Raw genomic sequence first — 13,121 nt, forward strand, 5'->3', positions numbered from 1 at the left:
GTGGTGTCCGTGCTGATGTGGATGAGCGCAATGAAAAAATGCAGTTCAAGATTCGCGCTTCACAAACTAGCAAAATTCCTTACCAATTGATCGTTGGAGACAAGGAAATGGAAGACGGAACTGTCAACGTTCGTCGCTACGGACAAAAAGAAACACAAACTGTCCCAGTTGATGAATTTGTTCAAGCTATCCTAGCTGATATTGCCAACAAATCTCGTGTGGCTAAAGAAGATTAAAAATAAGAAAGGCAAATTCGACTGGGGGAGCTCCTCAACAGACTTTGCCTTTTTTACAATTTTATTAAAGAAAATTCTTTCTCGTCTCTGTGTTTTGTCTAATCCCATGAAAAATGATATAATGGAATAAAAGGATAGGGGAGAGAGATGTTAAAGAGAGATTTACTGAGGAATATTATCATTGTTACGGTATTTATTGCCATTTTGGTGGGCTTACGTTTGTTTGTCTATACACCTTATCGTATCACCAAGCAGGATGCCAATTCTTTCTTAGCGGAGAATGATTTGGTCTTGGCAGACAAGACGGCTAAGCTTGTGCGTGGGGAATTTGCCCTCTATGAAGTTGATGGAAAAGAGTATGTCGGCCGTGTCATTGCTATGGAAAATGACAAGGTGACCTATATGGATAACTTGCTGTATCTGAACGATCAGGTGCAATCAGAGCAATATATCGAAAAGATGCGAGAGAAATATCTGGCTTCGGCTGCCAGCACAGGCTATTATACCCACGATTTTTCTATTGTTGACTTAAAAGGAGCGACTTCTGATACCATCCCTAAAAATTCTTTTTTAATCTTAAATGATCGACGAGAAAACACGAAAGATAGCCGTGAGTTTGGGCTGATTAAAAAGGAGCAGATTAAGGGAAGTGTAGAATTTCGCGTGTCTCCCTTAAATAAATTTGGTTTTATTGAAACGAAGTAGTAAAAAACTAGGCTGGAAATTCCAACCTAGTTTTCTTTTTGAGATGTTTTAAGACTTTCTTTGGTTTTCTTAAGCTCTTTTTTCAGCGAGAAGTTTTTAGACATGCTGATGAGAAAGGTTGTAATAGAGCCCAGGAGAACAGAGACCAAAATCAAAATGATCAAGGGAAGTTTGAAGCTGAAGAGGATAAAACTAACATTGACGCTTTGCATATTGGCTAAGGAAATACTGGCAACCAATAGGATGGTAATCAATAGCAGGATATAGTGCAATTTTTCTTTCATAACGATCTCCTAATTATTCAAATTCAGCCTTGCTCTTGATATCGCCGTATTCTTCTGGGATTTCTTGGGCAAGGATATCTTCATAAGCGGCCAGTTCAATATCTGAGCCATACTTATTTTTCAGAGCAGTGGTCACCAGACGGTAGGCCAAGTTCGCATTGCGGGACAAGATAGGACCATGGAAGTAGGAGCCGAAGACATTTTTATAATGAACGCCTTCATTGCCGTCTTCTTGGTTATTGCCATTTCCATAGACGACCTTGCCCAGAGGTTTCTCATCGTCAGAGAGGAAGGTTCGTCCTTGGTGGTTTTCAAAGCCGTAGTAGGTCTCGTTAAATTCTTCGTTATGAATCTTAATGTCACCAATATAGCGATTCTTGACTTGGTTGAGGGTGTAGTGCCCCATGATGCCAAGTCCTTCGATTCGTCGACCAGAAGCTTCGATATAGTATTGGCCTAAGAGTTGGAAGCCACCGCAAATAGCTAGCACAACGCCGTTGTCATTGATAAAATTTTCCAAAGCTTCCTTTTTAGCTGGCAAGTCACGAGCCACAATCGTTTGCTCATAGTCTTGACCTCCGCCAAAGAAGACGATATCGTAGCTGTCCTTGTCAAAGTCATCTTCTAGGGAGACAATATCGACCTCAACCTTAGCGCCTAGCTTTTCGGCTACATACTTGAGCATCAGGACATTGCCGTTGTCGCCATAGGTATTCATAAGGTCGCCGTAGAGATGAGCGACTTTTAAGTCATAGTGATAATCCTGGTTTTCAGGAGAAACAAGGGATCTATAAACCATTAGTTCATCTCCTTTCTGATGACTTGTCGTTCTGCTAGCAATTCACGGAATTCCAGCATAGCGGTATAAGTAGCTAGGATATAGGCGTGTTTGGTTTCTTGCTCTTCAATCAACTTAAAGACTGCTTCCAAATCTTTGACTTCGGTAATCTGATCTGCTGGATAGCCTGTTACTCGCAGTCGACGCGCAATCTCAGAATGGCGAACTCCGCCTGCAATGACTTGAGGAATATTCATCGCTAGAATTTTCTCAAAATCAGCATCCCAGATCCAGCTAGTATCAATGCCGTCTGCATAGTTGGCATTGAGCAGGACAGATAGACTAAAGTCAAAAGGTGCCAGCTCAATCATTTCCAAGGCTTGGGTCGCACCGACTGGATTTTTGATCAAGACCAAGGTACATTCCTTATCGCCAATTTTGAAAGTTTCCTGACGGCCAAAGACAGCCCGGCTCTTGTCAAAGCCAGCCTTGATGGTAGCCGGCTCAACTCCGAAGAACTGAGCAACTGATACAGCGGCCAAGGCATTGTAGATATTGTAGAGACCACCGATATTAATCTGATAGTCTTGACCATCAATGGTAAAGGCAGAGCGATTGTGCTCAAGTGCCTTGAGAGCGGTCAGGCTATAGTCTAGCTTAGGACGCTTGAAGCCGCAGTCCTCACAGATATAAGCCCCCAGATTGGCATAAGTGTTGAGCTCGTACTTGAGGATATGCTCGCACTTAGGACAGAGGATGCCTTCTGTATTGTAGTGCGCCAGCTTAGCCTGGTTTTTCTCCGTGTCGAAACCATAGTAGCGGACAGGATTTTTCAGGCTGACCGAGTTAAAGAGCGGACTATCGCCATTCATCAGTACAGTTGCTTCAGGAACCTTAGCCGCCGCATCCAAGATCATCTGATAGGTCGTGTAGATCTCACCATAGCGGTCCATCTGGTCTCGGAAAATATTGGTAAAGACGAAGAGGCTAGGCTTGATATAATCACAAATCCGAGATAGGCTGGCTTCATCGATTTCCAGTACAGCGATATTTTTGCCAGATTTGCCTTTTTTAGCAGTCAGGAAGGTTGTTGTAATCCCTGTAATCATATTGGCACCGCTAGGATTGGTCACCACTTCTCCGAAAGCTTCCTTGAGAATGCCCACCGTCAAAGCTGTAGTCAGAGTTTTTCCATTTGTTCCTGTAATAACCACAACTTCGTAGTTCTTGGCCAAGTTTTGCAGAATGTTTTTGTCAAATGTGAGGGCAACTTTCCCTGGCAGAGTCGAGCCGCGTCCCATTTTGCTGAGAACAAAGTGGGAGGACTTGCCTGCCAAGAGGCCCAATGCTGTATTTATCTTCATAAGAAATATTTTATCATAAAAAAGTAAAGAAGGTTACAGAAAAATATCCTTAAAAGTGATATAATGGTTGAGAACCGTTTGTTTTTGACTGGGAGGGCCACTATGCAATGAATTTTCAACAACTAACCAATCTCCAATACTGGTCTAATGTATTCAGTAGTCCCTGGAGTATTTTAATCAACATTATTGATATTGCCTTAGTTACATGGATCTTATATCATTTTACTAAAGCAATTGCCGGGACCAAAATTATGATTCTGGTTCGGGGAGTGCTCTTCTTCATCTTGGCACAGTTTTTAGCGAATATCATTGGTTTAACGACCATTTCATGGTTGATCAATCAGGTTATTACCTACGGGGTTATTGCGGCAGTGGTGATTTTCTCACCAGAGATTCGGACTGGTCTTGAAAAACTGGGTCGAGCGACCGAAATTTTTTCTGCTGCTCCAGTAAGCAGTGAGGAGAAATTGATTCAAGCCTTTGTCAAGGCAGTGGCTTACATGAGTCCACGTAAGATTGGTGCCCTGGTGGCTATTCAAGGAACTCGAACACTGCAGGAATATATTGCGACTGGAATTCCTCTGGATGCGGATATTTCTGGGGAGCTGTTGATCAATATTTTCATTCCAAATACGCCCTTGCATGATGGAGCTGTTATTATCAAGGATAATAAGATTGCAGCTTCCTGTGCCTATTTGCCGCTAACAGAAAGTACAGGTATTTCCAAGGAATTTGGAACTCGGCACCGGGCTGCGATTGGCCTTTCGGAAGTTTCAGATGCCTTTACTTTTGTCGTGTCTGAGGAAACAGGTGGTATTTCTACGACGCATAATGGAGTTTTCAAGCACAACTTGAGCTTGAATGAGTTTGAGCTACAACTGCGGGAAGTTCTCTTATCAGACAAGCATGAGAAATTGAGCCTAAAGAATCGTATCCTAGGAGGATGGAAGAATGAAACAAAGTAAAAAAATTCTCTATATTATTTCCTCCTTATTTTTTGCTTTGGTTTTGTTTATTTATGCGACGTCTAGTAGTTTTCAAAATAGTATCAGTATTCGCCAAGTGACCTCGGAAACTTACAGTAATACGATTTCTAATGTCCCGATTGATATCAAGTATGATAGTGAACGGTACTTCATTAGCGGCTTCACTTCCGAAGCTAGCGTTGTTTTGACGGGTTCTAATAGAGTGGCTTTAAGTAGCGAAATGCAGGAAAGTACACGGAAGTTCCATGTGGTAGCGGATTTATCCAATGCATCAGAAGGAACAGTCGAAGTGCAGCTGAAAGTCGAAAATCTACCTAGCGGCCTGTCTGCTACGGTCAATCCGCAAAAAATTTCAGTCAAGATAGGTAAAAAAGCAAGCAAGAAAGTGCCAGTGAAGTATCTCATCACAGGCAGTCAGGTTGCAGAAGATATCTCTATCACAAATGTGAGCTTGGAGCACGAAGAAGTTACAGTGACAAGCGATGAAGAAACTTTGGAAAAAGTTAATCATGTCGCAGCAGTCTTACCAAGCAACGTCACTATTTCAGGAAATTATAGTGGGGCAGCTTCCTTGCAGGCCATGGATGCCAATGGGAATGTTTTGCCAAGTGTTGTGACACCGTTTGAAACAACGATGAAAGTTACGACCAAAACCACACATTCGAATTCGTCAAGCTCCAAATCGAGCTCAAGTTCGAATTCATCTAGTAAATAAATGCAAGATTTGAAAGGAAAATTTTAAAAATGGGTAAATATTTTGGAACCGATGGTGTTCGTGGAGAAGCCAATGTGGAATTAACGCCGGAATTGGCCTTTAAACTGGGCCGTTTTGGTGGATATGTTCTGAGCCAACACGAAAGTGAAGTTCCTCGAGTGTTTGTTGGCCGTGATACACGTATTTCGGGAGAAATGCTGGAGAGTGCCTTGATTGCAGGTCTGCTTTCTGTGGGGATCCACGTCTACAAACTAGGTGTGATCGCGACTCCAGGTGTTGCTTACTTGGTTAAATCCGAAAAAGCTAGCGCGGGTGTCATGATTTCGGCTAGCCACAATCCTGCTCTTGATAACGGAATCAAATTCTTTGGTGGCGATGGTTATAAACTGGATGATGAGCGTGAGCTTGAAATCGAAGCTTTGCTGGACGCAGCAGAAGATACCCTTCCTCGCCCAAGTGCTGAAGGCTTAGGAAAAGTCATGGATTATCCAGAAGGCCTGCGTAAGTACCAACAATATCTTGTTTCAACTGGTTTAGATCTTGAAGGAATGCATGTTGCCCTCGATACGGCAAATGGCGCTGCTTCAACTAGTGCCCGTCAAATTTTTGCTGATTTGGGTGCCCAGCTGACTGTTATCGGAGAAAATCCAGATGGCCTCAACATTAACTTAAATGTAGGCTCAACTCATCCAGAAGGCTTACAGGAAACAGTCCGTGAGTCAGGTGCAGCGATTGGCCTCGCTTTTGATGGCGACAGTGACCGTTTGATTGCTGTTGATGAAAATGGCGACATTGTAGATGGTGACAAGATTATGTACATCATCGGCAAGTATCTTTCTGAAAAAGGCCAATTGGCTCAAAATACAATTGTGACTACTGTTATGTCCAACCTTGGCTTCCACAAAGCCTTGGAGCGCGAAGGCATCAATAAAGTAGTGACTGCCGTTGGTGACCGCTATGTGGTAGAAGAAATGCGCAAGAACGGTTATAATCTAGGTGGCGAGCAATCTGGACATGTTATTATCATGGATTATAATACCACTGGTGATGGTCAATTGTCAGCGGTACAATTAACCAAAGTGATGAAAGAAACTGGCAAGAGCTTGTCTGAACTTGCATCAGAAGTGACCATTTACCCACAAAAATTGGTCAATATCCGTGTCGAAAATGCTATGAAGGATAAGGCAATGGAAGTACCAGCCATCAGAGACATTATTGAAAAAATGGAAATTGAAATGGCAGGAAACGGCCGTATCCTTGTCCGCCCAAGTGGGACAGAACCGCTTCTGCGTGTCATGGCTGAAGCGCCAACTCACGAAGAAGTGGACTATTATGTGGACACAATTGCGGATGTAGTCCGTGCTGAGATTGGCATCGACTAAAAAGCAAGATAAAATTCAAAAGATTGGAGAAAGTCCCTATTTGAGGCAAATTCTTCAATCTTTTTTAGAAGTTTTTTGCTGACAGGCTGAAAACTCTCTTTTTCCTTTTCCTTTCGTAAATATTTGAAAAAGTATGCTAATCGTGTTAGAATATAGAGAGTAATCTTGGAATTGAGGTAATAAAGTGGCTTTTGGAGATAACGGACAACGTAAAAAAACTGGATTTGAAAAATTGACAATGCTGGTCGTGGTAATCATGTTACTTGTAACAGTCGGTGCAATTTTTGCATCAGCTATCGGCGCAATCTTCTAATCCTAAACGCTGCAAGGCGTTTTTTTAGAGTAAAAAAGAAGCGAGAATTTATATGAGTATGTTTTTAGATACAGCCAAGATTCAGGTCAAGGCTGGCAAAGGCGGCGATGGCATGGTGGCTTTTCGTCGAGAAAAATATGTACCCAATGGCGGACCTTGGGGCGGCGATGGCGGCCGTGGTGGCGATGTGATTTTTGTCGTGGATGAAGGTCTCCGTACCTTGATGGACTTCCGTTACAATCGTCATTTCAAGGCTCAATCGGGCGAAAAAGGAATGACCAAGGGAATGCACGGTCGAGGAGCGGAGGATTTGATTGTCCGTGTACCGCAGGGGACGACCGTGCGTGATGCTGAGACCGGCAAGGTGATTACAGATTTGATCGAGCACGGTCAACGTTTCGTCGTAGCGCATGGCGGACGTGGCGGACGTGGTAATATCCGCTTTGCTACACCTAAAAATCCTGCTCCCGAAATTTCTGAAAATGGGGAGCCCGGTCAGGAAAGAGAATTACTGCTGGAGCTAAAAGTACTGGCTGATGTTGGTCTGGTTGGTTTTCCTTCGGTTGGCAAGTCAACTCTTCTGAGTGTGATTACATCAGCCAAGCCAAAAATCGGAGCCTATCACTTTACCACGATTGTGCCTAATCTGGGTATGGTTCGGACTCAGTCTGGAGAATCTTTTGCTGTAGCCGATCTGCCAGGATTGATCGAAGGAGCCAGTCAGGGAGTAGGGCTAGGTACCCAGTTTCTTCGTCATATTGAGCGGACACGGGTCATTTTGCACGTTATTGATATGTCTGCCAGTGAGGGACGTGATCCTTATGAAGATTACCTGGCGATCAACAAAGAGCTGGAATCCTATAATTTACGCTTGATGGAACGGCCACAGATCATTGTAGCCAATAAGATGGATATGCCTGATAGCGCAGAAAACTTGAAAGAATTCAAGCAAAAACTAGCTGCCAACTATGATGAATTTGAAGAGTTGCCACAGATTTTCCCTATTTCTAGTCTGACCAAGCAGGGGCTTGCCACGCTCTTGGATGCAACGGCTGAGCTGCTGGATAAGACGCCTGAGTTTCTGCTTTATGAAGAATCTGATATGGAAGACGAGGCTTATTATGGCTTTGACGAAGAAGCGCCAGCCTTCGAAATCTCCCGTGATGATGATGCTACATGGGTGCTTTCAGGTGATAAGCTAGAAAAACTCTTTACAATGACCAACTTTGACCGCGATGAGTCTATCATGAAATTCTCTCGTCAGTTGCGCGGTATGGGTGTTGACGAAGCACTTCGTGTGCGTGGTGCCAAGGACGGAGATTTGGTGCGCATCGGTAAGTTTGAGTTTGAATTTGTTGACTAAGGAGATATGTAATGGGTGATAAACCAATATCTTTCCGAGACGAAAATGGCAACTTTGTCTCAGCAGCAGATGTTTGGAATGCAGAAAAGCTGGAAGAACTCTTCAACCGGCTAAATCCAAATCGCAAACTTCGCCTTGAGCGAGAAAAATTGAAAGAAAATCAATAGTTGAAACCAATCCTTTGAAATGAAGGAATGAGTGACAGTAGTAATGCTGCCTCATTCCAGATTTCAAAGGATTTTCTATTGGAAAAAACAAAAAAAGCCAAATCCGATTTCTCGGAAATGGCTTTGTATCAACATTCTTTTTAATGTCAATACGGTTCTTATTTGAGACCGTATTTTTTGTTGAAACGATCCACACGTCCATCTGCTTGAGTGAACTTTTGACGTCCAGTGTAGAATGGGTGTGAGTCTGATGAAATTTCGACACGGATCAATGGGTAAGTTTCGCCTTCGAATTCAACAGTTTCGTTAGAACGCTTAGTTGAACCGCTAAGAAACTTGTAGCCAGTAGTAGTGTCCATGAATACAACAGGGCGATATTCTGGGTGAATGTCTTTTCTCATTTTAAAAATTCCTTTCTGCCATGGTCTCTTTGCGAGCCATAGATTCGTTACTTTGATAGTTTATCAAATTCTAATTGATTTGACAAGTCTTTTGGATGATTTTCTTACTTTTTTGCTCTTTCTTTTAATTTTTGATAAATCAAGTCGACTTCATCTTTGGAATAAGCATTGGCACCGCTGGCAAGTGGATGGCCGCCGCCGTTGTGTTGCTTGGCAATTTCATTGATTGGAGTAAATTTACTGCGCATGCGAACACGATAATGACCGTCAGGCTGTTCGACAAAAATGGCCCACATCTGGACATTTTCAATCCGTCCAGGTGCGCCTACAATGGCTGAAGTATCAGCATCAGTCAATCGATTTTCTTTTAATAATTGCTGTGATAGGATGACGCGCGCAGCACCATTTTCATCCACTTCCAGATTATCGTACACATAACCTTGTAGTTTGGCAACTTGATAGGTGATGGAGTCCATTTTTCGAGAAAGCTCTGAAAAATTAAAAGCATATTGGCGAAGTTTTCCAGCAATCTCAAATGTGCGTGCAGTAGTCGCTGGATAGAGGAAACGACCTGTATCTCCGACAATACCAGCATAGAGGAGTTTGGCGATAGAGTCATTTACTTCTAAGCGATTTTCGAAGGCAAAAAGAGCGATAAGCTCGCTGGTACTGCTAGCATCTGTATCAACTAGCAGCAGGTCTCCGTAGATATCGTCGTTGGGATGATGGTCGATTTTAATCAAAAAGTCGCCCATGCTGTAGCGCTTATCATCAATACGAGGAGTGTTGGCTGTATCGCACACGATCACCAGGGCTTGCTCATAGTCAGAATCGGTCACCTCATCCATCTTGGCTAGCCAAGTAAGGGTTGGTTCGTCGTAACCTGTTACTTTGATGGATTTTTCAGGAAAGTTGAGTTGGAGAAGCTTTTGTAAACCGACTTGACTGCCAATCGCATCTGGATCAGGGCGCATGTGGCGGTGGATGATAATTTTATCGTATTCTTTAATTTTTTTCAGAATTTTGCTATAGATACTCATTGTAGACCTCTTAAACTTTCTCTAGTTATTGTAGCACAAGAATTTTTATTTTTAAAATAAAAAAGATGTGTTATAATGAATGAAGATTATAATTTGGAGGAAACTATGACCTTAGCGAAAATTGTATTTGCCAGCATGACTGGTAATACGGAAGAAATCGCAGATATTGTTGCTGATAAATTGAGAGATTTGGGTGTTGATGTCGATGTGGATGAATGTACGACAGTTGACGCAGAGGACTTTCTGGAGGCCGATATTGCCATTGTAGCGACCTATACCTATGGGGATGGCGAATTGCCAGATGAAATGATGGATTTCTACGAAGATTTGGCTGGTTTGGACTTGTCTGGCAAGGTCTACGGAGTGGCCGGTTCAGGCGATACTTTTTATGATGAATTCTGCAAGGCTGTTGATGACTTTGATGCTGTTTTTGCGGCTACAGGAGCAGTGAAAGGTTCAGAATGTGTCAAAGTAGATCTTTCTGCAGAAGAAGATGACATTGAGCGATTGGAAGCATTTGCGGAAGAGTTGGTAAGTAAAGTTTAAAATGACAATATGGGAAGCGGCTGTGGCCGTTTTTCTTTTGTTAAAGTATTATTTTCTGATAATTCTCATGATTAGGAGTATAATATAGGTAAGCGCTATCCATAGTACAAAGGAGGACCCTCTATGAAAGAACGCGACTATGCCTTTGGCTTTCATGATGATGTTAAGCCGCTCTTTTCAACTGGTAAAGGTCTGACCGAAGAAGTAGTTCGAGAAATCTCAGAAATCAAGAATGAACCTCAGTGGATGCTGGACTATCGACTCCGCTCCTTGGAACTCTTTCATAAGCTGCCCATGCCCGACTTTGGCCCGGATTTGTCAGGTATTCGTTTTGATGACATTATCTATTATCAAAAGCTGACAGGAGAGAGGGCTCGCAGCTGGGATGAAGTGCCAGATGAGATTAAGAAAACCTTTGACCGCTTGGGAATTCCAGAAGCTGAGAAGCGTTTTCTATCTGGAGCTGTGGCTCAGTATGAATCTGAAGTGGTTTACTATAATATGAAAGAAGAATTTGCCAAGTTGGGGATTATCTTTACTGATACGGATACGGCTGTGCAGGAATATCCAGACTTGGTTAAGCAGTATTTTGGTACAGTGATTTCAAATGCTGAGCATAAATTTTCTGCGCTTAATAGTGCGGTTTGGTCCGGCGGAACCTTTATCTATGTGCCCAAGAACGTCCAGTGCCAAGTTCCTGTTCAGACCTATTTTCGTATCAATGGTGAAAATGCCGGCCAGTTTGAGCGCTCATTGATGATTATCGAGGAGGGTGGCTCCATCCAGTATATTGAGGGCTGTACAGCACCGACTTACACAAGCAATAGCCTTCATGCGGCAAATGTCGAAATCATTGTCAAAAAGGATGCCTTTTTCCGCTATACAACCATTCAAAACTGGTCGGACAATGTCTATAACCTCGTAACGGAGCGGGGCATTGTCGAAGAAGGCGGCACCTTAGAGTGGATTGATGGGAACTTAGGCAGTAAGGTCAATATGAAATATCCCTGTAGCATTCTTAATGGCCGCAATGCACGGACTTCTGTCCTTTCCATGTCTTTTGCAAACTACGGTCAGCATTTGGATGCGGGCTGCAAAGTCTTTCATAATGCACCCAAGACATCTAGTACCTTAATTTCTAAATCAGTGGCTAAGGATGGCGGCAAGACAGACTATCGTGGGCAGGTTCGCTTTGGTAAGAATAGTGCTGGCTCCAAATCTCATATCGAGTGTGATACCATTCTGATGGATGGTGAGTCCAGTTCCGATACCATTCCTTTTAATGAAATCCATAATTCAAATGTCGCGCTAGAACATGAAGCCAAGGTTTCCAAAGTGTCCGAGGACCAGCTCTACTACCTGATGAGCCGAGGCATCAGTGAAGAAGAAGCTACAGCTATGATTATTAACGGATTTATGGAACCCATTACCAAAGAACTTCCAATGGAATACGCCGTTGAACTCAACCAACTCATCAACATGAGTATGGAAGGCTCAGTTGGTTAAAAAGGTTCGGGGAACTATTTTAGGTTGCGGATAAAAACTCGCTTAAGCGAGTTTTCTTTTAATTTAAGGTCTTTAGGACCTTTTTTATTTAGGATAAAACTAGAACATTTTACTATTTTTTGATATGATAGATAGAATATGAGGAGGAATGAGATGACGTTAGAAGAAATCAGACAGGAAATTGACCAAGTAGATGATGCACTCGTTGCCTTACTGGAGAAACGCATGAATCTGGTCGGCCAAGTTGTTGCTGTTAAAAAATCAACTGGGAAGGCCGTCGCAGATCCTAAACGAGAAGAAAGAATTTTTGCTAAAGTTGCGAGTAAGATTGAAAATAAGGATTATCAAGAGTCGATTCTTGCGATCTTTGCGGATATCCTAAAGCATTCACGCTCTTTTCAGGAGAAGCAAATAAGATGAGTGAAGTAAAAAATTCTTTAGCAATCTTCTTGGGAGCTATGCTAGGCGGTTTACTTCGTTATCAATGCTCATCCTTTTTCACATTTACGGGATATTTTCCGCTAGCGACACTTTTGGTTAACTATTTGGGAACTTTCTTGTTACTCTATTTGGTTAAAGGCTATCTCAGTCGCAAGCAAGTTTCCAAGCGTTTGTTATTGGCTTTGTCGACGGGATTTTGTGGCGGCTTGACGACTTTTTCAGGTCTTCTATTGGATTCGCTCAAATTGTTGGATTTAGGCCGTTATCCAGAATTGATCGTATATCTTGCCTTGAGTATCGGCGGCAGCCTTTGCATTGCTTTATGGGCTGGAAGGAAGGTAGCCGCATGATTTGGTTTTTGATCACTGCTTGCGGTCTAGGAGCTCTTGTCCGTTACTTTTTTTCTAAGGTCAATAGCAGAGCTGCTCTGCCAGTAGGAACCTTGATGGCCAATGTATTAGGAGCTTTTTTGATTGGAGTTTTTTATAATCATATCCAAGATAAGCAGCTGTATAGCATTTTGGCAACAGGTTTTTGTGGCGGTTTAACGACTCTTTCCACTTTTAATGCGGAATTAGCAGAGCTATTCTCAGATAAGAAGAAGTTTAGCCTCTATCTGATGTTGACCTACCTTTTAGGATTTTTAGCGATTCTTTTAGGAATTTTTATCTAAAAATCTTTACTTTTACTAGAATTTTGATATAATATACTTTGTGCATAAATGGATGCACTAAAAAAACGGCTAATCCGCTGTCGTCTTGAGCTACAAGATTAGCAAGATAGGAGAAAAAATGAATCCATTAATTCAAAGCTTGACTGAAGGTCAACTTCGCTCAGATATCCCTGCATTCCGTCCTGGTGACACTGTCCGCGTTCACGCGAAAGTTGTCGAAG

General features: G+C 42.6%; 19 protein-coding genes. 14 read left to right on the forward strand and 5 right to left on the reverse strand.

The window, feature by feature from the left end; translation table 11 throughout:
• Window positions 1–236 (forward strand): His/Gly/Thr/Pro-type tRNA ligase C-terminal domain-containing protein (locus Q0191_RS09555; protein WP_297665981.1); only part of this gene is annotated, 236 nt, incomplete at its 5' end.
• A 147-nt stretch (window positions 237–383) separates the two neighbouring features.
• Entirely contained in the window at window positions 384–941 is a 558-nt protein-coding gene (gene lepB / locus Q0191_RS09560) for a signal peptidase I (protein WP_297665983.1), read from the forward strand.
• A 26-nt stretch (window positions 942–967) separates the two neighbouring features.
• Here lepB and Q0191_RS09565 read toward each other — a convergent pair whose 3' ends face one another.
• From Q0191_RS09565 to murT, 3 genes are read right to left on the reverse strand one after another with little or no spacing between them, the layout of a single operon-like run.
• Window positions 968–1,225: a LapA family protein gene (locus Q0191_RS09565; protein ID WP_045499381.1), complete on the reverse strand. Its 258-nt coding sequence runs from the start codon at window positions 1,223–1,225 to the stop codon at window positions 968–970.
• 13 nt (window positions 1,226–1,238) lie between these two features.
• The gene (gene gatD, locus Q0191_RS09570) at window positions 1,239–2,024 is read right to left on the reverse strand and encodes a lipid II isoglutaminyl synthase subunit GatD (RefSeq protein WP_297665987.1); all 786 of its coding nucleotides are present in this window, start codon (window positions 2,022–2,024) and stop codon (window positions 1,239–1,241) included.
• The gene (gene murT, locus Q0191_RS09575) at window positions 2,024–3,367 is read right to left on the reverse strand and encodes a lipid II isoglutaminyl synthase subunit MurT (protein WP_297665989.1); all 1,344 of its coding nucleotides are present in this window, start codon (window positions 3,365–3,367) and stop codon (window positions 2,024–2,026) included. The genes gatD and murT overlap by 1 nt, the downstream gene beginning before the upstream one ends.
• A 107-nt stretch (window positions 3,368–3,474) precedes the next feature.
• Here murT and cdaA point away from each other — a divergent pair, with 107 nt between their 5' ends.
• From cdaA to Q0191_RS09605, 6 genes are all read left to right on the forward strand, one after another.
• On the forward strand, window positions 3,475–4,332 hold the full coding sequence (gene cdaA / locus Q0191_RS09580) for a diadenylate cyclase CdaA (protein WP_297665991.1): 858 nt from the start codon (window positions 3,475–3,477) through the stop codon (window positions 4,330–4,332).
• The gene (locus Q0191_RS09585) at window positions 4,319–5,068 is read left to right on the forward strand and encodes a YbbR-like domain-containing protein (protein ID WP_048763687.1); all 750 of its coding nucleotides are present in this window, start codon (window positions 4,319–4,321) and stop codon (window positions 5,066–5,068) included. The genes cdaA and Q0191_RS09585 overlap by 14 nt, the downstream gene beginning before the upstream one ends.
• A 29-nt stretch (window positions 5,069–5,097) precedes the next feature.
• Window positions 5,098–6,450, forward strand: coding sequence for a phosphoglucosamine mutase (gene glmM, locus Q0191_RS09590; protein WP_297665994.1), 1,353 nt, complete (start codon window positions 5,098–5,100; stop codon window positions 6,448–6,450).
• A 184-nt stretch (window positions 6,451–6,634) separates the two neighbouring features.
• The gene (locus Q0191_RS09595) at window positions 6,635–6,763 is read left to right on the forward strand and encodes a DUF4044 domain-containing protein (RefSeq protein WP_082757320.1); all 129 of its coding nucleotides are present in this window, start codon (window positions 6,635–6,637) and stop codon (window positions 6,761–6,763) included.
• 52 nt (window positions 6,764–6,815) lie between these two features.
• Entirely contained in the window at window positions 6,816–8,126 is a 1,311-nt protein-coding gene (obgE, locus tag Q0191_RS09600; protein WP_297665998.1) for a GTPase ObgE, read from the forward strand.
• Window positions 8,127–8,137: 11 nt separating this feature from the next.
• On the forward strand, window positions 8,138–8,293 hold the full coding sequence (locus Q0191_RS09605) for a hypothetical protein (protein ID WP_005590636.1): 156 nt from the start codon (window positions 8,138–8,140) through the stop codon (window positions 8,291–8,293).
• A gap of 158 nt (window positions 8,294–8,451) precedes the next feature.
• Here the strand turns inward: Q0191_RS09605 and Q0191_RS09610 are convergent, their stop codons facing one another.
• A complete protein-coding gene (locus Q0191_RS09610) occupies window positions 8,452–8,694 on the reverse strand; it encodes a type B 50S ribosomal protein L31 (RefSeq protein ID WP_005590635.1) in 243 nt (80 codons plus the stop codon).
• Window positions 8,695–8,798: 104 nt separating this feature from the next.
• On the reverse strand, window positions 8,799–9,734 hold the full coding sequence (locus Q0191_RS09615; protein ID WP_297666002.1) for a bifunctional oligoribonuclease/PAP phosphatase NrnA: 936 nt from the start codon (window positions 9,732–9,734) through the stop codon (window positions 8,799–8,801).
• A gap of 105 nt (window positions 9,735–9,839) precedes the next feature.
• Between Q0191_RS09615 and Q0191_RS09620 the strand changes: the two genes are divergently transcribed.
• The 6 genes from Q0191_RS09620 to Q0191_RS09645 form a co-directional block, all read left to right on the forward strand.
• The gene (locus tag Q0191_RS09620) at window positions 9,840–10,280 is read left to right on the forward strand and encodes a flavodoxin (RefSeq protein ID WP_297666004.1); all 441 of its coding nucleotides are present in this window, start codon (window positions 9,840–9,842) and stop codon (window positions 10,278–10,280) included.
• Between the two features lie 123 nt (window positions 10,281–10,403).
• Entirely contained in the window at window positions 10,404–11,786 is a 1,383-nt protein-coding gene (sufB, locus tag Q0191_RS09625; RefSeq protein WP_297666006.1) for a Fe-S cluster assembly protein SufB, read from the forward strand.
• A 153-nt stretch (window positions 11,787–11,939) separates the two neighbouring features.
• Entirely contained in the window at window positions 11,940–12,206 is a 267-nt protein-coding gene (locus Q0191_RS09630) for a chorismate mutase (RefSeq protein WP_297666008.1), read from the forward strand.
• Entirely contained in the window at window positions 12,203–12,577 is a 375-nt protein-coding gene (crcB, locus tag Q0191_RS09635; protein ID WP_297666010.1) for a fluoride efflux transporter CrcB, read from the forward strand. The genes Q0191_RS09630 and crcB (Q0191_RS09635) overlap by 4 nt, the downstream gene beginning before the upstream one ends.
• Window positions 12,574–12,900 carry a fluoride efflux transporter CrcB gene (gene crcB / locus Q0191_RS09640; protein ID WP_297666012.1) on the forward strand — a complete coding sequence of 109 codons (327 nt, stop codon included), beginning with the start codon at window positions 12,574–12,576 and terminating at the stop codon, window positions 12,898–12,900. The genes crcB (Q0191_RS09635) and crcB (Q0191_RS09640) overlap by 4 nt, the downstream gene beginning before the upstream one ends.
• A 118-nt stretch (window positions 12,901–13,018) precedes the next feature.
• A partial coding sequence (locus tag Q0191_RS09645; protein WP_297666014.1) for a 50S ribosomal protein L19 occupies window positions 13,019–13,121 on the forward strand: 103 nt, incomplete at its 3' end.

This window comes from uncultured Streptococcus sp. (genome assembly GCF_938036805.1).
Taxonomy (GTDB): Bacteria; Bacillota; Bacilli; order Lactobacillales; family Streptococcaceae; genus Streptococcus.